The organism is Ruegeria sp. AN11, from assembly GCF_056536005.1.
In genome coordinates, this window is record NZ_JBQFJD010000001.1 from 3535438 (window position 1) to 3556678 (window position 21241).

The 21241-nt window shown below is 59.6% G+C and carries 20 protein-coding genes, 1 tRNA gene and 1 pseudogene; 7 read left to right on the forward strand and 15 right to left on the reverse strand.

Going from position 1 to position 21241, the window contains the following annotated elements; genetic code table 11:
• Positions 1–114: 114 nt before the first annotated feature.
• The 4 genes from ACR3EQ_RS17515 to ACR3EQ_RS17530 are packed head-to-tail and all read left to right on the forward strand — an operon-like array spanning position 115 to position 3950.
• Positions 115–981 (forward strand): FAD binding domain-containing protein, encoded by an 867-nt coding sequence (locus ACR3EQ_RS17515; RefSeq protein ID WP_170615924.1) that lies wholly within the window; start codon positions 115–117, stop codon positions 979–981.
• The gene (locus tag ACR3EQ_RS17520; RefSeq protein WP_170615926.1) at positions 978–1457 is read left to right on the forward strand and encodes a (2Fe-2S)-binding protein; all 480 of its coding nucleotides are present in this window, start codon (positions 978–980) and stop codon (positions 1455–1457) included. Before ACR3EQ_RS17515 ends, ACR3EQ_RS17520 begins: the two co-directional genes overlap by 4 nt.
• The gene (locus ACR3EQ_RS17525; RefSeq protein ID WP_170615928.1) at positions 1457–3712 is read left to right on the forward strand and encodes a xanthine dehydrogenase family protein molybdopterin-binding subunit; all 2256 of its coding nucleotides are present in this window, start codon (positions 1457–1459) and stop codon (positions 3710–3712) included. Before ACR3EQ_RS17520 ends, ACR3EQ_RS17525 begins: the two co-directional genes overlap by 1 nt.
• The gene (locus tag ACR3EQ_RS17530) at positions 3705–3950 is read left to right on the forward strand and encodes a MoaD/ThiS family protein (RefSeq protein WP_170615930.1); all 246 of its coding nucleotides are present in this window, start codon (positions 3705–3707) and stop codon (positions 3948–3950) included. Before ACR3EQ_RS17525 ends, ACR3EQ_RS17530 begins: the two co-directional genes overlap by 8 nt.
• 27 nt (positions 3951–3977) lie before the next feature.
• Here ACR3EQ_RS17530 and ACR3EQ_RS17535 read toward each other — a convergent pair whose 3' ends face one another.
• The 4 genes from ACR3EQ_RS17535 to ACR3EQ_RS17550 form a co-directional block, all read right to left on the reverse strand.
• The gene (locus ACR3EQ_RS17535; RefSeq protein WP_480491375.1) at positions 3978–4775 is read right to left on the reverse strand and encodes a hypothetical protein; all 798 of its coding nucleotides are present in this window, start codon (positions 4773–4775) and stop codon (positions 3978–3980) included.
• Positions 4772–5014 carry a hypothetical protein gene (locus ACR3EQ_RS17540; protein WP_170615935.1) on the reverse strand — a complete coding sequence of 81 codons (243 nt, stop codon included), beginning with the start codon at positions 5012–5014 and terminating at the stop codon, positions 4772–4774. The genes ACR3EQ_RS17535 and ACR3EQ_RS17540 overlap by 4 nt, the downstream gene beginning before the upstream one ends.
• Positions 5015–5122: 108 nt before the next feature.
• Entirely contained in the window at positions 5123–6031 is a 909-nt protein-coding gene (locus tag ACR3EQ_RS17545) for a hypothetical protein (RefSeq protein WP_480491377.1), read from the reverse strand.
• Positions 6032–6205: 174 nt separating this feature from the next.
• Positions 6206–6904, reverse strand: a complete 699-nt coding sequence (locus ACR3EQ_RS17550) for a DUF374 domain-containing protein (RefSeq protein WP_170615939.1) — start codon at positions 6902–6904, stop codon at positions 6206–6208.
• 143 nt (positions 6905–7047) lie between these two features.
• Here ACR3EQ_RS17550 and ACR3EQ_RS17555 point away from each other — a divergent pair.
• Positions 7048–7123 (forward strand) — tRNA-Trp (locus ACR3EQ_RS17555).
• A 141-nt stretch (positions 7124–7264) separates the two neighbouring features.
• Entirely contained in the window at positions 7265–8407 is a 1143-nt protein-coding gene (lptF, locus tag ACR3EQ_RS17560) for an LPS export ABC transporter permease LptF (protein ID WP_170615940.1), read from the forward strand.
• Positions 8408–8409: 2 nt separating this feature from the next.
• On the opposite strand, the gene ACR3EQ_RS17565 is transcribed toward lptF, so the two are convergent.
• Entirely contained in the window at positions 8410–9243 is an 834-nt protein-coding gene (locus ACR3EQ_RS17565; RefSeq protein ID WP_170615942.1) for a LysR family transcriptional regulator, read from the reverse strand.
• 99 nt (positions 9244–9342) lie between these two features.
• Here ACR3EQ_RS17565 and ACR3EQ_RS17570 point away from each other — a divergent pair, with 99 nt between their 5' ends.
• Positions 9343–9945: an HD domain-containing protein gene (locus ACR3EQ_RS17570; protein WP_170615944.1), complete on the forward strand. Its 603-nt coding sequence runs from the start codon at positions 9343–9345 to the stop codon at positions 9943–9945.
• A 40-nt stretch (positions 9946–9985) separates the two neighbouring features.
• Here the strand turns inward: ACR3EQ_RS17570 and speB are convergent, their stop codons facing one another.
• The 10 genes and pseudogenes from speB to ACR3EQ_RS17620 all read right to left on the reverse strand — a co-directional run bounded on the left by speB (position 9986) and on the right by ACR3EQ_RS17620 (position 21070).
• Positions 9986–10828, reverse strand: a complete 843-nt coding sequence (gene speB, locus ACR3EQ_RS17575) for an agmatinase (RefSeq protein WP_480491379.1) — start codon at positions 10826–10828, stop codon at positions 9986–9988.
• A complete protein-coding gene (gene nspC / locus ACR3EQ_RS17580; protein ID WP_170615948.1) occupies positions 10825–11994 on the reverse strand; it encodes a carboxynorspermidine decarboxylase in 1170 nt (389 codons plus the stop codon). The genes speB and nspC overlap by 4 nt, the downstream gene beginning before the upstream one ends.
• A gap of 81 nt (positions 11995–12075) precedes the next feature.
• Positions 12076–13287, reverse strand: coding sequence for a saccharopine dehydrogenase family protein (locus ACR3EQ_RS17585; RefSeq protein ID WP_170619729.1), 1212 nt, complete (start codon positions 13285–13287; stop codon positions 12076–12078).
• Positions 13288–13311: 24 nt separating this feature from the next.
• Positions 13312–15201 carry a biosynthetic arginine decarboxylase gene (gene speA / locus ACR3EQ_RS17590; protein ID WP_480491381.1) on the reverse strand — a complete coding sequence of 630 codons (1890 nt, stop codon included), beginning with the start codon at positions 15199–15201 and terminating at the stop codon, positions 13312–13314.
• A gap of 103 nt (positions 15202–15304) precedes the next feature.
• Positions 15305–16390, reverse strand: a complete 1086-nt coding sequence (locus ACR3EQ_RS17595; RefSeq protein WP_170619730.1) for a DUF1513 domain-containing protein — start codon at positions 16388–16390, stop codon at positions 15305–15307.
• 5 nt (positions 16391–16395) lie between these two features.
• A pseudogene (locus ACR3EQ_RS17600) lies at positions 16396–17404 on the reverse strand (imelysin family protein).
• A 3-nt stretch (positions 17405–17407) separates the two neighbouring features.
• Positions 17408–18955, reverse strand: coding sequence for a di-heme oxidoredictase family protein (locus tag ACR3EQ_RS17605; protein WP_170615957.1), 1548 nt, complete (start codon positions 18953–18955; stop codon positions 17408–17410).
• Positions 18915–19400 carry a bacterioferritin gene (gene bfr, locus ACR3EQ_RS17610; RefSeq protein ID WP_170615959.1) on the reverse strand — a complete coding sequence of 162 codons (486 nt, stop codon included), beginning with the start codon at positions 19398–19400 and terminating at the stop codon, positions 18915–18917. Before bfr ends, ACR3EQ_RS17605 begins: the two co-directional genes overlap by 41 nt.
• Positions 19348–19641, reverse strand: a complete 294-nt coding sequence (locus tag ACR3EQ_RS17615; RefSeq protein WP_170615961.1) for a (2Fe-2S)-binding protein — start codon at positions 19639–19641, stop codon at positions 19348–19350. Before ACR3EQ_RS17615 ends, bfr begins: the two co-directional genes overlap by 53 nt.
• A 157-nt stretch (positions 19642–19798) precedes the next feature.
• Positions 19799–21070 carry an imelysin family protein gene (locus ACR3EQ_RS17620; protein WP_170615963.1) on the reverse strand — a complete coding sequence of 424 codons (1272 nt, stop codon included), beginning with the start codon at positions 21068–21070 and terminating at the stop codon, positions 19799–19801.
• Between the last annotated feature and the right edge of the window lie 171 nt (positions 21071–21241).

The following is a 21241-nucleotide window of genomic DNA, read 5'->3' on the forward strand; positions in this document are numbered from 1 at the left end:
CGACTTTGGGAAACCTAAATTTTGGTCGTTCCGGCCATGGACGCCACCTGGTTGCTGCACTAACGTCCCGTTCAAACCCCAGTTAATCCTGATCCACAGGTGCGAGGTAAACAAATGGACTATCACAGCCCCAACAGTTTCGAAGAAGCTTCGGCGCTGGCAGCGAATGCAACGGGCACGACCCGGTTTCTTGCAGGCGGCACCGACGTACTGGTGCAATTGCGTTCGGAACTGGTGACCCCCGATACACTGATCGACGTGAAAAAAATCAATGGGGTGCGGGACATCACCCGAAACGCCGATGGCAGTTGGACCCTGGGCGTCGCCGCCACCGGTGCCGAAATGAGCGAGCACCCCGAACTTGGCCGCGACTGGCCCGGCGTGGTCGAGGCAATGGATCTGATCGGCTCCACCCAGGTACAGGGACGCGCGACTTTGACGGGCAACCTGTGCAATGGCTCGCCTGCGGCTGATTCCGTGCCGGCCATGGTAGCGGCCGGTGTCACGGTGACCGTGACCGGTCCTGGCGGCACGCGGGAGGTCGCGGTCGAAGATATTCCTGTTGGCCCCGGAAAGACCTCGCTGACCAAGGGCGAGCTGATTTCCGCAGTGCACATTCCGGCGCGGGGAGACAACGGTGGAGACGCATATCTGCGCTTCATTCCACGTACCGAGATGGACATCGCCGTCGTCGGCGTCGGCGTGAACCTGCGCCTGGATGGTGATAAGATCACCGAGGCGCGTGTTTCGCTGGGTGCGGTGGCCCCGACCGTTCTGCTGGTCGAAGACTGCGCCAGGGCCATCATCGGCACCACTCTGGACGACACCGCGCTTGATGCACTGGCTGCGGCTGCATCCGCCGCCTGTAATCCGATCAACGACAAACGCGGCACAATCGAATTCCGCACCGAAGTTTCGGGTGTTCTGGCAAAGCGCGCCGCAAAAATCGCCTATGCCCGCGCGAAGGGAGAGCAAGCATGAGCAAGTTACACGTATCCACCACCGTGAACGGTGACGCGGTTGAATACCTGTGTGATCCCCGCGAAACCCTGCTGGACTGCCTGCGTGATAAGCTGAACCTGACCGGCGCCAAAGAAGGCTGCGGCACCGGCGATTGCGGCGCGTGCTCGGTCACGGTTGATGGCCGTCTGGTATGCTCGTGCCTGATGCTGGGTGTCGAGGCGGAGGGAAAGCAGATCGAAACCGTCGAAGGTATCGCGGATGGCGATGTTCTGCACCCGCTGCAGAAGAAATTCATCGAATACGCTGCCCTGCAATGTGGCATCTGCACGCCGGGTATTCTGGTTGCGGCGAAGTCCCTGCTGGAAAAGAACCCGAACCCGACCGAGGAGGAGACTCGGTACTGGCTGGCGGGCAACCTGTGCCGCTGCACGGGATATGACAAGATCATTCGTGCCGTGATGGATACGGCAGCTGAGATGCGGGAGGCTTCGTAATGGCACTCGACGATCGGAAATCCGAATTCAATTTCGTGGGTACCCGTCCTGACCGGCCGGATGGTCTGGACAAGGTGACGGGCCGGGCCCGGTTTGGCGCCGATGCTTATGCGCCCGGGATGTTGCACGGCGCGATCCTGCGGTCCCCTCATGCGCACGCGCGGATCGTGAAGATCGACGCATCGAAGGCCGAGGCGCTGAAGGACGTCAAAGCCGTTGTGACCCGGGCCGATTTCGCGGATGTGCCCTTCAAGCCCGGTTTGGAAGGCGAATTCTGGAGCGTGCTGGAAAATGTCATGGCGGGTGAAAAGGCCCTCTATGACGGTCACGCTGTTGCGGCGGTTGCGGCCACGTCGGCTTTGGCTGCGCGCGATGCGCTCAAGCTGATCGAGGTCGAGTACGAAGTGCTGCCCCACGTCACGGATGTGGACAAGGCGATGGCCCCTGATGCGCCGGTAATCCGCGAAGGGGCTGCGGACTATTCCGTGCCCGAAGGGATGCACCCCAACGTCGTGCGCTATCACGAAAGCGGCCATGGCGACGTCGAGGCCGGGTTTGCCGAGGCGGATCTGATCCTGGAAGACAGTTTTGTCACCGAGGCAACGCATCAGGGCTATATCGAACCGCACGCCTGCCTTGGATCTCTGGGCAGTGACGGCAAGGGTGAGCTGTGGTGCTGCACACAAGGCCATTGGTACGCGCAGAAATACTGCGCCACGCTGCTAGGCCTTGAAACGGCGCAGCTGCGGGTGACCGCCTCGGAAATCGGTGGTGGCTTTGGTGGCAAGACCACCGTGTTCATCGAACCGGTTGCATTGGCGCTGAGCCGCAAGGCCAACCGGCCTGTTAAGATCGTAATGAGCCGCTCTGAGGTGTTCCGTGCTACCGGCCCGACCTCGTCCGCGTCGATGGATATCAAAATCGGCATGAAGAAAGACGGCACGATCACGGCGGCCGAAGGTATCTTCCGACTGCAGGGCGGTGCCTTTCCGGGAGCGCCCGGGGATATGACCGCCATGTGCGCTTTTGCGCCCTACAACCTGACCAATGTTCGTCAGGTCGGCTATGACGTTCTGGCCAACCGTCCGAAACAGGCCGCCTATCGCGCCCCCGGCGCACCCATGGGGGCGTTCGCAGTAGAATCCGTGCTGGATGAGCTGTGCAAGAAGCTGGGGCTGGATCCGGTGGACGTGCGTCTGAAGAACGCGGCGCACGAAGGCACCAAAGCCAGTTATGGCCCGACTTACGAACGTATCGGTCTGGTCGAAACGCTTGAGGCAGCCAAGGCCCATCCCCACTATTCGGCGCCGCTGAAACCGGGGCAGGGGCGCGGCATTTCGTGCGGGTTCTGGTTCAATCACGGTGGTGAAACCAGCGTCTCGCTTGCTCTGTCCGAGGACGGCTCGGCCCAGGTTATGGTCGGCACACCCGACATCGGTGGCTCGCGTGCGTCTATGGCCCTGATGGCGGCCGAAGTGCTGGGTATCCCATACGAGAACATTCGTGTCACCGTCGCGGATACGGCGACGCTGGGCTACAATGACGTAAGCCACGGCTCGCGTGTGACCTATGCCAGCGGTCTGGCGACCATCAAGGCAGCCAGAAACGCTGTGGAACGTCTGTGTGAACGCGCGTCGGCCAAATGGGGTATCCCGGTTGACGCGGTGAAATGGGAAAATGGCTGTGCCGTGCCTTCGGGTCCGAACGCAGGCGATTTCGATCCAATGCCGCTGGCCGATATCACTGCCGATATGGGCGCGACCGGTGGCCCGATCTCGGGCCATTTCGAAGCCACTCCGGAAGGGGCGGGCGTGTCATTTGGCACCCACATCGTCGATGCCGAGGTCGATCCGGAAACCGGCAAAACCGCGATCACCCGCTATACGGTCATTCAGGATGCCGGTAAGGCCATCCACCCGACTTATGTGGAAGGTCAGTATCAGGGCGGTGCCGCGCAAGGCATCGGCTGGGCGCTGAATGAGGAGTATATCTACGGCGAGGATGGCCGGTTGCAGAACTCGATTTTCCTCGACTATCGCATTCCTGTGGCCAGTGACCTGCCGATGATCGACACGGTGATTGTCGAAGTGCCCAACCCCGGCCACCCGTTCGGTGTGCGCGGCGTGGGCGAGACCGGCATCGTGCCGCCGCTCGCGGCCATCGCCAACGCTGTCTCCAATGCGGCGGGCGTGCGGATGAAGCAATTGCCAATGTCGCCGCCCCGCATTCTGGCGGCGCTCAAGGACAATGGTTGAGGTCCACCTCTGGTCCGGCCTCCGGTCTCTGACTGGGGGCCAGCAGGTGGTTGAGGTGCAGGCCAAAACCACCGGCGAGCTGCTGCGCGAACTTGTTCGCGCGCATCCGCAATTGCAGGCACCGATTGATGCCGGGGTATCAATCGCCATCGATGGCCGTGTTATCGCCTCGGGATTGACCGAACCGATCCCGGAAGGCAGCGAGATTTACCTGATGCAACGCCTGCGTGGCGGCTGAGCGAGGTTGACCCGGAAGGGGCAACGATCAGTTCACTAAGTCTTCGGCTATTTGATCCACGGCAGTTTGCAGAGAGTCGCGTCGATATTGCGTGCTATCGGCGAAGGCGTCGAAACGGGCCGAGGCCCGCAGAATTTGAACGCCGTCCCGTGGGGTGATATCGAAACTGATCGAAGAGATAATGCAGTTTCCCGGCAAGGCGCGGATTTCGGTACAGATTCTGCGTGCCTTTTCGAACAACTCTGCGTGGTTGCCCAGAGTGTTGTGAAGATCGCGGCCACCAATCAGCCGCACCCGGGCCGAGATGAGTTCGCCGTTCTTGACGACTGACGGATCGCCGGTTTCGTAATCTGGGACATATTGCAGGTTTCCGATGATCATGACGTTTCCATCCCGTGAAAGCGTGGCGTTGGATTTGGAAACATCACATTTTGTTCCCAGGTTGCCCAGTACTTCGAAACAGTATCCCGCCAGAGTTTGCGGCGCGCGCGCATGGGCATAAAGTTCCTGAAAATCCGGCTCTTGCAGGGTTTCTCCGGGCTTCAGCAAAGCCTCAAACGGCATTTCCAGCTTGTATGACACATAGCGACCTGTGGTCAGGTCCGTGGGGTTGAATGCTGCGTTCAGCTTCTTGTTGTTGCGCAGCCAGGCAACAAGTGGTGGGCCTTCGGCAAGTTCACCCACGGTTTCAAACGCCGCGTCTTCGCCGGACTGCGCCCGGGATACCGCGTGGCTGATTTGAAAGCCCCAGTACATCGTCGGCAGATACCACACCGCAAGTAACGCCAGGATTGAAAGAGTCAGGGCCATACCTATCAGTTTCATTGCCGGGAAACCTCCTGCGGCGCGGGATCAAGCAGCGCAAGGTCACCACCGACCGCGGCGGTCAGCAGCATGACATGCGTGTCCTCAAACGTGTCATCTCCGATCAGCGTAAAGTCGTTTTCCGAGACATAGACATCACGTCTGGCCATGCTGCGATATTCGATTGGCTGGTCCGGCAGGTCGCCCACCAGGACATGGGCCGCACTGTGGGGGGCTGTTACATTGGTGTCCGCAGGCACACCCATGACCTGCCGGTACCATGCGTCAAACGCGCGGTAACCGGTGTTGAAGCTGTAAATTTGGTTCGTGTACAGATCATTTCCGTTATCCGCCTTGGTCTGCGCGGGCTAATGCACCTGTGGCCTTCGCCATGGTGCAACCATGCAAGGCCCCGGGTCATCATTCGCGCCAAATTCAAAGTTCGTTACAAAGTCGCTGATCCTGATTGCCTCGAGCGGCATGTCCTGTTCCGGCACCACAAGACCCGAGTTCTCGCCGATCATCGCGACATGCGACAGGGTGACACCCCTGGCCAGTTGCAGGTTCCAGATCACGTTCTGGCGGAAGCTTTGCAGCACCAGATAGACGGGTGCCGACGTGTCCGTGACAAACACGTCCACGGCAAACATCCGTCCCTGCGCCCGGGATCCGGTCTGATAGTGTTTTTCCGAAACCTGCACACCCTTGATTTGGTCGATCAGTGCATTTGCGATGGCCCGGTTCGAGAACACATGGGTCGTTGTCAGCAGCGTGCCGGTCTCCATGCGCACGTTATAGGCAACATCATTCGGCTGCGGTCTTTTGAAGGTGCAATTGGAGTTAACGGCAAAAGGGATCAGCACGTTGGGTGGGGCGTCCTTCACTGAAGATTCAAAGCCCGTCGCCACATCCAACACGGTCAACTGTCCCCGGCCCGCAGTTGCCAGACCCGGGCTGGGAATGCTCCAGCCTTGATCGGTGATCTGGCGAACGTCCTGCACAGGCTTGGGTTGTGGCTGTGGGGCCGGCTGGTTGTCTGGGGCCGCTGCTTGCGACAGTTTCCACTCGTCGAACACCATCAGGCCGTGGAACCCGGCAACCCCGGCCATGGCCGCCAATATGGCCCAGATCATCGCGTTGCGGAGATTATGACCTTTCGGCGCCGGTTCACTGGGCGGAGCTTCTGTTTGGACTTGCGGTGGCGGAGGGGTGCCGTGTTTCTGCTGAATGCGTTGTATTCGTTCTGAAAAATCTTGCTTTTGCTTTGAATCAGTCATGGTGTCGTATCTCGTGATTCGGCACCGACGTTAATTGAAAATTTCAACCGCTGCGAGAATGCAGTACCGGCGAAACCTGCCGTTCGAAATGACTGTTGCAAGAAGACAAATCAACTACACCTTGTTCGAAGCAGTTGAAGTCCGGTTGTTTTGGCTGGAATTGATGCTTGGCTGTTAACCCTGCCAGGGTTCACGCCCGACCATCCGGTCCGCTTCTGCCGTGATATCGTTCATGTGGTGCTCAAGGCTTTGCCTGAGCGTTTCGATCTGTTCTTCACTGGCTTTGCGGGGGACGGTTTCGGTCCATTCCCGACACAGGAAAACGCCCTGATTGCGCCAGGGGCGGGGCAGCAGCATGCGGTCCCACGTTCCGGCCTCGCGCCCGTAGCGGGTAGAAAAGGTAATGCCAAACACCCGTTTACCCGAGGTGCGGGCCCAAACCAGCGGCACGGTCGACAACACCCGTTCGGGCCCACGCGGACCGTCGGCGGCAATGCCAATCGAAATGCCTTGCTTGATCATCCCCAGCACCTCGCGCGACAAGGCGACGTGGCGTTTCCGGCTGGTCATGGCGATCGAGTCCAATCCGAACAGCTTTTGCACCCGGCCCACCATGCTGCCGGCGCGCGCGGCCGACGTGATGGTACAAACCCGTCCCTTGTCCAATGGAAAGAGGTAGGGCGATAGCGTCAGCCGCTGGTGCCACATCACAACAATCACCGGCTCACCCTGTTCCACCAGTTTGTCCATTTCCTCAAACCCGAGGCGCTGCCAGTTCGTGTTGCGATGAACCATCCGGATGTAGCTGGCGATCCGCCGCGCCGCCCAGTTGAGAACGGCTTCGCTGTCTGCGATTTTCTTGCGGAGGCTCACGTATTGTATCCTTTTGCTGACCAGACCTTGTCTTAAAGAACTGCGCGTTCTGTGCAACTTGTTTGTCCCCGGGGTGATCTGACGATGAATCGCAAAAAGCCTCTTGAGTCCGCCGCGCGGCTGGCATATCTGGGTCGCACCACAGGGGTATAGCTCAGTTGGTAGAGCGACGGTCTCCAAAACCGTAGGTCGCGGGTTCGAACCCTGCTGCCCCTGCCATTTCCTTCCATGTTGTCGACGAAGCCCAGGTTGGGGATACCCTTCCTTGTGCGGGTTCAGTTTCACGGGCAATCGCTGTTCCCTCCGGCGAATGAATGGCCTATTGTCCCGTGCAGACAGAACGCACCGGGATGGGGATACATGTCGCGTTTCGATGGTTACTTCCTGCGGCAGTTGCTGGTGCTGTTCGGATTTTTCACTCTGGTTCTGGTTGGCGTCTTCTGGATTACCCGATCAGTCAGCCTGTTTGACCGGGTAATCAGCGGTGGTCAGTCGGCCATGGTGTTTCTTGAATTCACGGCCCTGACGCTGCCGACGCTGATCCGCACGGTGATGCCAATGGCCGTATTTGCTGCCGCAGTCTACGCCACCAACCGGCTGAGTCGGGAAAGCGAGATGACGGTGATGCTGGCCACCGGGTCAAGCCCGTGGCGGCTGGCGCGCGGAGTATTGGTTTTTGGTGTCATTGCCGGGCTGATGATGGCGGTCATCAGCATCTTCCTGCGCCCAGCATCCGTCGATCAGCTTGAGCAGCGGCAGGCCGAAGTCGCCGGGGACGTTACCGCGCAATTGCTGAACGAGGGTGAATTTCTGCACCCGGCCGCTTCGGTGACGGTCTATATCGGCAGCATTGATCTGGACGGTACTTTGCACGAAGTGTTTGTTTCCGATCGTCGCGACAAACTGAACTCGGCCAGCTATTCCAGCAAGACGGCGTATCTGGTCAACAATGATGCGGGTCTGCATCTTGTGATGCTGGACGGGATTGCGCTGCGCCTGGACCGTGAAGGCCGGACGTTGTCTTCGACCCTGTTTCAGGACGCGTCTTACGACATATCCGGGTTGACCAGTTCGCGCGGCATGAACGACCGCAGCCTCGAAGCGGTTCCGACAATCGAGTTGCTCAATGACCGGGACGCAATCTCGGCAGCGGAAGGATTCAGTCAGGGTGAGATGATCGAGGAGCTGCACCAGCGGTTCTCCTGGATCGCGATCTGTATTGCTGTCGCGATGGCGGGGTATTCCACGCTGATGCTGGGCAGTTTCTCGCGGTTTGGCCTTTGGCCACAGATATTCGGGGCTTTCACCATCCTTATTCTGCTGGAGGGTGTTCGCGGATTTATCTCTCCCATTGTCATCGCCGATCCTGCCATGTGGCCGATGCTGTATCTGCCGGCCTTCGGGGGCATCCTGATTTCCTGCATGTTCCTGTTTGTTGCGGGCCGGCCGCTTGTCGTGATGCGGCGAACCGAAAGCCAGACAATGCCGCAGGCAGGCACCTGAGTTCAGCCGCGAAGATCGGCAAGGCAGCTCAGGATATCGTCGATGCCCGCGCCATCACGGCGGGTCACCAGATAGAGCGGCAGTAACAGGTCACGTGCCCCCTCAATCGGGATCAGTTCCTTCGATCGCAGGTGGTCTTCGATGACGTAGCGCGGGAAATACCCGGTTCCGCCCCGGCGGAACACATAGCGCAGCGCCATCATGCAATTGCCAAGAAAAATCGTCTGCCCCGGCGCCTGTCGGGCCACGGATTTCACGTGGTCCTGATAGACTTCACCCAATTCCAGATTGACAAATACCAGATCCTGGCCGGTGTCGGCCGTGCCCCGGGTTCGGACAAGTATCAGGCGCTCGGTGCCCAAGTCGTGAAACACCACGCGCGGATCGGCCGGTTTTTCATGGGTCAGGGCGGCATCCAGAACATGCGTCGCGACAGCGTCGACCATGTTCAGATCGTGGTCATAGTTCAGCGTCAGCAACAGTTTTCCGGACTGCCGTTCGAACCGCACGGCCAGATCAACCAGCAACGGATCCCAGATGCTCAGCTGTGCGCCAAGCCGCAAGGCGATGCGGTTCTGGGATTGAGACGGCAGGTCGTGTGAAGCAAAGGACCAAAGCGACAGCATCTGTTCAGCGTAAGGGCGGAATTGCCGCCCGAAATCAGTCAGTGTGGTGCCACCCGCGCCCCGATTGAACAGTTGCTTTCCCGTTTCATCTTCAATCGCGCGGATACGCGCACTGACGGCAGTCTGGGTCACGTTCAGCTTGCGGGCCGCGGCGTGAAAGCCTCCGACCTCGGCAACGCACAGAAATGTTTCGAGCGCTTTGATCTGCATGCCGAAAGTATTTTTTGATCGAACCGATAAAATCAATTCATTTTTTTGGCCACAGGGATTGCACTATCATGATGCGCAACTTCAGCCAAAGGACGCGCCATGCTGGACAAAAGCCACAAACCCACCTGGACCAGTTTCGAAAACGCCACCAAGGAAGATTTTCTGGCGGTGATGGAATACGAAGACGCCTATAACGCGGCTCTGCCGGATCGCATTCTGGATGCAATCCGTTCGCTCGATGAAGAGTGGACGCCCTATCCTGTAAACCGTTATCAACACAGCCTGCAGGCCGCGACCCGTGCCTATAACGACGGGGCCGACGAAGAGATCGTCATCGCTGCATTGGTGCATGATACAGGCGATATCCTGTCCCCCTACAACCATGGTGAGCTGTCAGCGGCGATGATGAAGCCCTATGTCAGCGAAAAAACCTACTGGATTCTCAAGCATCACTGCGTGTTTCAGGGGTATTATTACAATCACTTCCTGGGTGGCGACCGCAACGCCCGCGACAAGTATCGTGACAGCCCGTACTGGGAAGACTGCCGGTATTTCTGCCACGAATACGACCAGTGCGCCTTCGACCCCGATTACCCGACCAAACCGCTGGAGTTCTTTGAACCCATGTTGCGCCGGGTTCTGAACAAGGGAGAAGGCCACATGGAATTGAACGAGACGGCGGACGACGGCAAGATTGATTAAGAAAAATGACAGGCGGGCCTGAGCCGCCCGCCTGAACCGATCAGCAGCTTGCCATCAGACGATAGACGATCTGCGCGGCGGTAAAATCCCATGCGGCATCGCCATCGGGGGCCAGTTCGACCACATCGAGTCCGACGCATTTTCGCCCCTTCAACGCGTGTTCCACCAGATGCAGCGCCTGGTAATAGGCCAGCCCACCGGGAACGGGGGTGCCGGTTGCCGGCATGATCGCCGGGTCCAGTCCATCAACATCAAAGCTGACATAAACCAGTTCCGGGAAGTCTTCGGGCAGGTCGATGGCGTGGATGTTGTCGGTCACCAGTTCTTCGGCATCGACGTGAAAAACGTTGTTTTGTACACGGCTCTCGGCCTCTTCTTTGCAGAAGGCACGAACGCCGAACTGGGCCAGTCGGATGCCTTCCTCGGCCAGAAGATGCATGACCGAGGCGTGGGAGTGTTTTTCGCCCTGATAGGCGTTGCGCAGGTCGGCATGCGCGTCCACCTGAACAATACCGATTGGTTGACCCAACGCACGGGCAACACCCATGACTGCACCGTAGCTGAGCGAATGCTCGCCACCCAGCGTCACCGGCACCTTACCCGCGCGCACTGCGGCTTCGGTGCGTTGGGCCAGGCGTTCCATGATTTCCGGCAGCGAGGCATCGCAATCCAATGGCGGCTCGGTGAAGATGCCCTGCAGGCAGGGTTGAGCGCTGCCGACGATCCGCTCCAGCTCATTTGAGGCCTCGATAATTGCTTCGGGCCCTTTGGCCGTGCCCGAGCCATAGGACACCGTGCGCTCCAGCGGCACCGGGATCACGTGGAACCGCGCATCTTCAGTGCGCTCGGAGGCGGTCAGTTCACTGTCGAGGAAAATGCTCATGAGAGTCTGTCCTTAAAGTCTTCATAGCCGAACTTTTTGATGATTTTCAGTTCGTCCGTTTCGCTGTTCCACAGCGCGATGGTCGGCAGCGGCACGCCGTTGAATGTGTTTGTCTTGACCATTGAGTAATGGGCTTGGTCCAGGAAGGCGAAGCGCTGCCCGATCTCCAGCGGCTTGTCCCATGTGTAGTCGCCGATCACGTCGCCCGCCAGACAGGACGGGCCGCCCAGACGGTATGTGTGGCCAGCCTCGGCTTCATCCATCAAAGCCGGACGATAGGGGGCTTCGATCACGTCGGGCATATGGCAGGTGGCCGAGATATCGGTGATCGCAAGGTTCATGCCATTGGTCGGCAGGTCGAGGATTTCGCCAATCAAAACGCCTGCGTCCAGTGCGACGGCTTCGCCGGGTTCAAGATAGACATCGATGCCATATGTTTCGCGGATGCCCTTGATGAAAGCGACCAGACCGTCGCGGTCATAGTCGTCGCGGGTGATATGGTGCCCGCCGCCGAAGTTCAGCCATTTGAGTTGCCCCATGAACGGCATGAGTTTCGGTTCGACGGCGTCCCACGTGCGCTGCAGCGGCTCGAATCCCTGCTCGCAGAGCGTGTGCATGTGCAGGCCATCAACCCCGGTCAGGGTTTCCGAGGTGAGCTGGCTGACGGGCGTTCCCAGCCGAGAACAGGGGGCGCAGGGATCGTATTTCGGAATTTCACCCTCGGAGTGTTCCGGGTTGATGCGCAAGCCGACCTGAACGCCCGCAGCCTGTGCCTTGGCGAGAAACCGATCCTTTTGCGCCGGAGAGTTGAAGATGATGTGGTCGGACAGTGACAGGATCTCGTCGATATCCGCGTCCTTGTACCCGGCGCAGAATGTGGCGACCTCACCGCCATATTCCTCGCGGCCCAGCCGAGCCTCGTAGATGCCGCTGGCGCAGGTGCCACCGAGATGTTTGCGTACCAGGGGGGCAAGCGAGAACATCGAAAACGCTTTGAGCGCGCTCAGCACATGCGCGCCTGATCCGGATCCGATATCGGCGAGAACGGTCAGGTTCCGCTCGACGGCCTTTTCATCGACCACGAAGCAGGGGGTCGGCACACGGCTCAGGTCAAAATTGCGGAAGGCTCCGGCATCCCCGGCTTGTGTGGTCATCATGTCGGACATAACCGGCGTCTCCTTGGGGTGGAGAGGCCGGGGGCGCTGCCCCCGGACCCCCGGAGTATTTGGAAAAAGATGAAGACCAGATCAGAATTCGACGGGGCCGTCGAGTTCATGGACCTGCCACGGCAGGCCGTGGTTGTTCAGCATGTCCATGAAATCATCCGGGTCGAGCTGTTCCATGTTCCAGACGCCCGGCTCGGTCCAGTTGCCCTTCAGAACCTGTGCCGCGCCGATCATGGCAGGGACACCGGTGGTGTAGCTGACCGCTTGGCTGCCGACCTCGGCATAGCATTCCTCGTGGTCGCAGATGTTGTAGATGTAATAAGTCTTCTCGCCCGAGCCATCCTTGGCCTGACCCGTGGCGATGTCGCCGATGCAGGCTTTGCCCTTGGTTTCCGCGCCCAGATCGCCAGGATCGGGCAGCAGGGTTTTCAGGAACTGGATCGGGATGATTTCCTTGCCGTCATGCATCACCGGGTCGATGCGGGTCATGCCGACATTTTCCAGCACTTTGGCGTGGGTGATATAGGCGTCACCGAAGGTCATCCAGAAGCGGGCACGCTCGATCTCGGGGAAGTGGGTCGAGAGCGACTCCAGTTCCTCGTGATACATCAGGTACATGTTTTTGGGGCCGATGGCGGGGAAGTCAAACTCGACCTTATGGGTCATGGCGGGGGAGTGCTTCCACTCGCCACCTTCCCAGTGGCGCACTTCGGCCAATACTTCGCGAAGGTTAATCTCCGGGTTGAAGTTGGTGGCGAATTCCTGATCGTTCGAGCCGCCATTGGCGTCCAGAACGTCGATCTGACGAATGGTGTCCAGCTTGTGTTTCTTGAGCCATTTGGCGAACACACTGGTCACACCCGGATCGAAACCCGAGCCGAGGATGGCGGTCAGGCCAGCCTCTTTGAACCGCTCCTGATAAGCCCACTGCCAGTGATATTCGAACTTGGCCTCATCCTCGGGCTCGTAGTTCGCGGTGTCGAGGTAATGGATACCGGCCTCAAGACATGCATCCATAAGAACCAGATCCTGATAGGGCAGGGCGAGGTTCACGAGGATTTCCGCGCCGGTCTCCTTGATCAGCTTGACCGTGTCTTTGACCTTGTAGGCGTCCAGTTCTGCGGTGGCGATATCAACGCCAACACGTTCTTTCACCGATTTGGCGATGGCGTCGCATTTCGATTTCGTGCGGCTGGCCAGAGTAATCTCGGTGAAGATGTCTGAATTCATTGCCATCTTGTGCACGGCGGCGTGGGATACGCCGCCTGCGCCGACAACCAGTGTTTTGCCCATGGGGTTTTCTCCTCTCACAGGGGGTTATTCGTAATAGGTGTAGCCGTTGATCGAGTCGCGGTAGGCGCTCATCAGGGTTTTGCGGTCCTTGGCTTTCAGAGTACCGGTCGAGATCGCCTCGTCCACCATTTTGCGGAAGGCAGCGACACAATCGCCGGGGTCAAACTCGACATAGGACAGAACTTCGGAGATGGTGTCGCCTTCCTGTTCGTGCAGCAGGTCGAAGCCGCCGTCAGCGCGCAGGTCGATGGTGACAACGTTGGTATCACCAAACAGGTTGTGCAGATCGCCCAGTGTTTCCTGATAGGCGCCGACGAAGAAGACGCCCATGTAGTATTCGTCTTCTTCAGGCAGCGAATGCACCGGCAGGCTGGGAGAGACACCATCGGCCAGGATGAAGCGGTCGATTTTGCCGTCGCTGTCGCAGGTGATGTCGGACAGGACCGCGCGGCGGTCGGGTGTTTCGTTCAGTCCCTGCAGCGGGACGATCGGGTGCAACTGGTCGATGGCCCAGACATCGGGCAGGGACTGAAACAGCGAGAAGTTGCAGTGGTAGATATCGGCCACTTTTTCAAGCTGGTCGTCCACATCGGTTTCCAGATCGTTGCTGGCCGCAAGCGCCTTGAGGCGGGTCATCAGCGACAGGTAGATGCGCTCGGCCCGGGCCATCTGGCGCAGGTCGACATAGCCGCGCCGGAACAGGGCACGCAGTTCATTGCGATAGAAGGTGGCGTCGTTCCAGCATTCTTGCAACCGGTCGCTGCTGAGGTAACTGGACACAGCGGCCAGGTCCGAAACCATATGGTGGTCATCGGGTTCCACCTCGGGCCCGTTGGGCGCATCGTAGAGCGTGCTTTCCAGCACGTTGAACAGCAGCATCGACGAGGTTGCCACCACAGCGCGACCGCTTTCGGTGACCAGAGTCGGGTGGGCCACTTCGGCCTCATCCATCGCGTAGGCCACGGTTTCGACGACATTGGCGCAGTATTCCTCGACCGTGTAGTTGATCGAGTTCTCGGCGGCTTTCTTTTCGCCTGTATAGTCCACACCCATGCCGCCGCCGAGGTCCAGATGGGTCAGCGGCACGCCCTCGCGCGTCAGTTCGGTGTAGTACCGGCAGGCCTCGCCCACGGCGCGGCGCACGTCGTTGACGTCCTGCACCTGAGATCCGAGATGCGAGTGCTGCAGCTTCAGGCAATGCAGCAGACCGGCCGCTTTCAGTTTGTCGACAGTAGCGACCAGCTGATCGGTGTTCATGCCAAAGGCGGACCGGTCGCCCGAGCTTTCTTCCCATTTGCCGCTGATCTGGTTGGTCAGTTTGACCCGCACACCGATCAGGGGTTCGATGCCCAGATCGTTATAGACCTCGATCACCGTGTCAGCCTCTTTCGGGCTTTCCAGCACGATGACGGTGTTAAAGCCGATCTTGCGGCTGAGGATTGCCAGTTGGATGAACTCCGCATCCTTGACGCCGTTGCACACAATTAGCGCTTCGCTGGCCAGACGATGGGCAAGCGCGATCACCAGTTCGGGTTTCGATCCGGCTTCCAGGCCGTAATTGTACTTCTTCCCGAACTCGACGATCCGGTCCACGACCTGCGCCTGTTGGTTCACCTTGATCGGGAAGACACCGCGATAGTGCCCCTTGTACCCGGTACGGGCAATCGCATCACGGAAGCTTTCATTGATATGAGCGATCTCGTTTTCCAGGTAGGAACTGATACGCAAAAGCATCGGGGCCCTGATGCCGCGTTCCTCAAGGTCGCTCAGGATGCCGGGCAGGCTGATTGCCGCAGCCTCTGGCGCCATGGGATTGCACAGACCGATCTCGCCCTGCTTCGTCACCTCGATGAGGCCTTTGCCCCATTTTTCAACCCCGTAGATGGAATGCGGTGCGTTGGGCGTGTGTTTCAATCAAGTCAGTCCTTGTAAGTCTGGAGTGCCGGTTTTGCGCCCGCCAATACGGTAGCAGTTTGATTCGTCCAAGTTTAATCTATGCGACGGAAAATGCCGAGGTTCAGCCAAACGCCCGGACAGGGATCAGGTGGTTGTCCCATTGGCAGTCCAGTTGGGCCAAATTGTTGGCGCTGATGCCGCTCAGGCTGCCGATCACTCCGGTGCCGGTGGTAAAGACATACCCCTTGGGCCCTGCGCTTAACCCGCATACATCGTCAAGCTGGTGGATGCTGGCCAGTCGCCCGTCTGCGACATTGAACTGATGCAACGCGTTGCCGCGCGGGCAGGTGATCGCGACGGTTTCGCCATTGGCAGAAAACGCGATACTTCCTGCGTAGCCTTGAAGCGTGGCTTGATCGGTGTCGGGTGCCGCCAAAAGCCTGGGCGCCTGACCACGGTGATGCAGGCCCAATAACGGCGGGTGAGCAGTCGCGTCGCCCTGCCATTGCATGGCAAAGGCAACAAGTCCATCCCGGCGCACCGCCAGATGACGGGTCGAGCTCTTGTGCATCGCGCGCGGCAGTTCCACCGTCTCCAGAATGTCGCCGGACAGGTCAAGATAGGTCAGGTTGGGTTGCATCACCGGCAGGTTCAGCTTGGTGCGGCCCGTGTCGGGATGGGTCTCGATCCCGCCATTGGCGACGACCAAAGAAACGCCATCCGGCATCAGGCGCAAGTCGTGCGGGCCGATACCGCCCGAGGAAATCTCTCCGATCCGAGTGTAATCTTGGCCGTTCCAGATGCCGATGATGCCCGCGCCAGCGTCATAGTCGTTTTCGGTCGTGTACAGCCTTGTTCCATCTCGCGAATAGGTACCGTGGCCATAGAAATGGCGCCCTTTTGGGGCCTGCAACCCGGCGATTTGCACCCCAGTGGCGCAATCAATCACCGCGGCAAAGGTACCGGGACGGCGGGCAAAGGCCACCGCCTGCGGCAAGTGTGGATGCGCGGCGGCGGCGTGGCCCCGGGCGGGCAATGGCAGGGAAAACAGGATGGTTCCGTTCACATCCAACCCGGCCAGGCGGTACGTAGCATCCGGGAATAACGCCGCAGCCAGATAGTCCGGGCCGCCCACCGACGCCCACCCTTTCATGGGGGCAAGACCGGCGGCGGTCAGACCGGCCAGAAAGCGGCGGCGGGTGGTCATGCGGATCAGTCTCCGTCCAGTGAGTTGAACCCGGCGCTGATGCCAAGGGTCGGGCCGAGTTCGGTAGAGGCAATAGCGCGGATGTCGTTGATCGACTGTTGCAGCGCTTCGACCCGGATGCGTCCCTGTGGATCGGCGACACCCGCAAAGGCCGGATCGTCCAGTGATTGTGCCCGGCTTATGGCTCTTGCAAAGGTGGCGTCCAGATCATCGGCAATCCCGGGATGACCAGTCGACAGATGCGCGGCAAGATCGCGCAAGGCGATCAGCGACAATTCCACATGGCGCAGGGATCGTTCGGACCGGCGTGCCTCGGCCCGGTTGGGGCGGGGGCGGTCATGCGTTCCCATGGGGCGGCCAAGGCGGGTGTCGGCGTTAAACTCCGGACCGGTGATCAGGGCTTTGAACAGTTCCTGCATCGCTTCATCATCGGACCGGTAGGGGCCGTCGGGTCCGGGTCGAGCCATTTTGCCGGCATAGGACTGCCAGTCGTTGTCGATAGCCCGCGCATTCCGTTCGATATCTGTCGCGATGGCCCGAACCAGCGCAGCGATAGTCATCCGCGCCTGCCACGGACAGTTGCGAGTCGAACAGAACCTGCTCCAAAGCAAAGAAACCGCGTCCCGCGATGGATGTTTCCGCGAAACCTTCGGCGGAATAGACCGCATCATCTTCCCGGGCGATCAGTCCAGACAGCGCCTTGGGCGTGAAACCTTTACTGTCGGGCCAGAACGCCAGGGCAAAGGCGCGGTCATCGGTTTCCGATGGGCCAAAGCGCAGGTGGCTGGCAGAAATCCATGCGTCGAAGGCATCGTGATAAGCCGCCTGCAGATCGGGGGCGTCCATTGAGCAATCCGCTTGCGACGATGCTTTCAGTGTCCCGGACGTGTCTGCAAGCTGCGCAAAACGCGGCAGGATGTGGGATTGCACCGTGTCCGCGAGTACAGCCTGACGATCCTGAGCGTGGACAGCTATTGGCAGTATGAGGGCAGCCAGTAAGGTGAGAATTCGCATGAATCAGAGACTTTCGAGGAAACGCACAAGGGCATTGCGGTCGGCTTTTGGCATCGAAACAACACTGTCCCGCGCCGCCTGCGCCTCACCCCCATGCCACAGGATGGCTTCAAGCAGCGACCGGGCGCGCCCGTCATGCAAAAACTGGGTATGGCCGGACACCTGTTCGGTGAAGCCAATGCCCCACAGCGGTGCGGTGCGCCATTCCCGGCCATCGGCGCGGGCTTCGGGGCGGTTGTCTGCAAGTCCCTCGCCCATGTCGTGCAGCAGCAGGTCGGAATACGGCCAGATCAACTGAAAGCTGTGTTCTGGCCGGTCGTCCATGCGGTGCGTGACGAAAGCGGGCGTATGGCAGGAAACACAGCCGGAGGTGTAGAACACCTCTTTCCCGCGCAGCACTTGCGGATCATTCACATCGCGTCGGGCCGGAACGCCAAGGTTCTGGCTGTAGAATGCAACCAGGTCCATGCCCTGCTGGTCAATTTCGAATTCCCGAATGTCCTGATCGCCATGGGGGGCCGCAACGCAAGCAGTCTGGCGGTCAGTGCAATCGCCGTGCGGGGCCGGGTAGAGCGGGCTGGAAATGCCGATGTCACCGGCAAAGGCGGCGGCGGATTGTTCCATTATCGTCGGCATTCCGGCCTTATGGCCGAACCGGCCCAACATGGGTTCACCAAATTCCGCTGACCAGACGATGTTCGGGCGTCCGGAAATTCCGTCGCCATCCATATCTTCGGGATCGGCGTTGGCCAGCAGATCGTCGACCGGGATGGCTTCAAGCAACCCCAATCCGATCATCTGTGGCGCCACGCGGGGGCTGAGCATCGCGCCCGGGTGCAACGGGCCGTATCCCAGATCTGTTGCGCTGTAGGTCGGGCGGCGCAGGATGGCAGTTTCGCCTTCCGACAGTTCAACGAGGACATCATCATATGCGATATCCAGCCGGTATTCGGCCGGATGGCCGGGCAAGGCCAGGTCCTGCATCTGGCCGCCGTAATTCGGTTCGGGTCGGGTGGCGATGTAGTCCTCGATCTCGGAATACCCGTCGTCGGGGCCACCGGGAACAGACACGCGCAGGAACATCGATATCGCGCTGTCGTCCGGGCCGTTGGGCGTATGGCCGCGCCCGTCCTTGATGTGGCATCGCTGACAGGATCGGGCGTTGTAAAGCGGGCCCAGACCGTCCGAGGCCAATGTAGATGCGGGGGACGAGACCCAAATCTTTCTGAACAGCCCGTTGCCGACTCGGAAATCCAGCTCCTGCTCGAAGCTCAGATTGCCCGAGGGTTGTGAAAAGGCATCGGCGTCCTGGCGCGCCCGCACGGTGGCCGCCCCGGCGGGCAGGTCCTCGAACCGTTGCGGCGCGCTGAAATCATCGGGCAACGCCGTGACGGCGGAGATCCGGTTGCGCTCTTCCTCGGTTCTGGGCTGGAAGTTCAGATGAATGTCACGCAGTTCGGCGGACAGGGAGGGGGTGGCCACGCACGTGACCACCGACAAAAGACAGAGTTTAGTCCACGTCGTCCATTTTCGACGCGTTGAGCTGAGCATAATTGGCTTCGCCGATCCTTTCATACAGGTCGAGCTGCGTTTCGAGGAAGTCGATATGGCCTTCTTCATCACTGATCAAATCCTCGAACAATGACATCGACACATAATCGCCCGCCTCGCGGCAATATTCCCGGGCTTCGACATAAAGCGCGCGGGCATCCTGTTCCGCCGCCAAGTCGCATTCCAGCGTTTCCTTCGGGGTCTGGCCGATCCTCAGAGGATCGAGTTTTTGCAGATTGGGATGCCCTTCCAGGAAGATGATCCGTTCGATGAGCTTGTCGGCATGGCCCATCTCTTCGATGCTTTCCTCGCGGCTTTTCTTGGCCATATGGCCAAGGCCCCAATCCTCTTGCAGGCGGTAGTGCAGCCAGTACTGGCTGACCGCCGTCAGTTCATGCCGCAGGGATTTGTTGAGGTATTCGATGACTTTGGGGTCGCCTTTCATCTGCACTCTCCTGTGTTGCTCCGCTGCGCAGGGCGCGGAGTTGCATGGGGACTTCCAGATTATCGCAGGACCGCATCGAGTCGAGAAAAAGCGGCATGCATCCGCCACAATCCGCTGATTTCCCAAGCGCATGGTAGATTTTTCCGGGCGTGATCACCGTGTGCGGGTCAGACGCGCGCATCCAGTCGATCGCGGCGCGGATGTCGTGGTCCGAGATATGTGTGCAGTGGCAGATGATCATGGTAATGTGCCCATTTTGCGGTCGAGCTTTGATGTCAGTTGGGGGTTCGGATGCGGCTTTTCACATCAAACCCCGGTGATCCGGATATCCGGAAGCACCCACGTTCAGATGCTTCCGGTTCAGTCAGGCCGGGAGGGGGTGCCCGGCCAGACAGGTCTTATTCGAACACCGAACCTGGGTTATCTAGGCTGTCCGAGCCTTCGATGCTGACCTGATCCAGGTCCAGCGCAGCCACGACACGCTCAATGGTCTTGGTCTGGTCGATCAGGCCGTTCACACCGCCCATGATCAGGACCTCACCGCCTTCATTGCCGCGTTCCAGCATCTGGTCGTAGGCAAAGCCTGCCTCGGCTGTCGATTTCAGACGACCCAGCGCTTGCATGGTGTTTGCCAGTTTGACCTTCATCTCAGCGTCCAGCGACGGGTCGGTGGCCAGTACCAGGTCCGACAGCGACGCACCGGAAACCGGTGTGCCGTCGATGCGGGTATAGCTGCCCAGATAGACGTTCTGAATGCCCAGCCCGTCGTAGTAATGGCTGTTGTGAGTGTTGTCCGAGAAGCAATCATGCTCCTCCTCGGGGTCGTTCAGCATCAGGCCAAGGCGCATCCGCTCACCCGCCTGTTCGCCATAGGACAACGAGCCCATGCCGGTGAGGATGGCGCTGACACCGGCCTTGTCGCTTTCGGCCAGTGCGGCGCGTGCCGCACCGCCTGACTGCCACTGGGTGGCCATCCAGTCCAGATCGCTGACCAGCAGTTCGGTTGCGGCGCTCAGATACTGTGCGCGGCGATCGCAGTTGCCGCCGGTGCAATCGTCACCCTGCGCATAGTCGGTATAAGGACGGTTTCCCGCGCCCGAGCCGTGGCCGTTCAGATCCTGGCCCCAAAGCAGGAATTCAATGGCGTGATAGCCGGTTGCGACGTTGGCCTCGATGCCGTCTGCTTCGTGCAGGGTTTCACTCAGCAATTCGGGCGTGATTTCGGCGGCGTCGATAGTGTTGCCGGACAGATCGAAACTGGGGTTGGCGATGACGTTCAGCGCCGCAAACTCATTCTCGTCGGTCGGTCCGCCGTAGGAGGCGTCGACATAGTCGATCAGCCCCTCATCCAGTGGCCATGCGTTCACCTTGCCTTCCCAGTCGTCGACGATGGCGTTGCCGAAGCGATAGACTTCGGTCTGCTGATAGGGCACGCGGGCCGCAATCCAAGCGGCGCGTGCGGCGTTCAGCGTGGCGTCGGACGGATCGGCAATCAGTGCGTCGACGGCGGTTTGCAGGGATTTCGCGGCAATCAGGCTGTCTTCAAACGTGGCTTCGGCGATATTGGCATAGGTGTTCAGAACGTCCGCCCGGGAGGGCGCATCAGCGGCAATTGCTGAAGTTGCGGCAAGTAGTGTCAACGTACCCGCTGTGGCAAAGCGTTTGGTCATGATGATTTTCTTTCCTGTCAGAAACAATAGTTCGGGTGTCTTGTGGCAGGCACCGTTCTGTCTATAGCTGATTTAATTAGTCAGGAATGTCAACCTGAGTTTTATTGTCGGAAATAGTCGTATTATGTTCCGACCGCGCCCCCTACCCATATCTGGCGAGGTCTGGTTGGG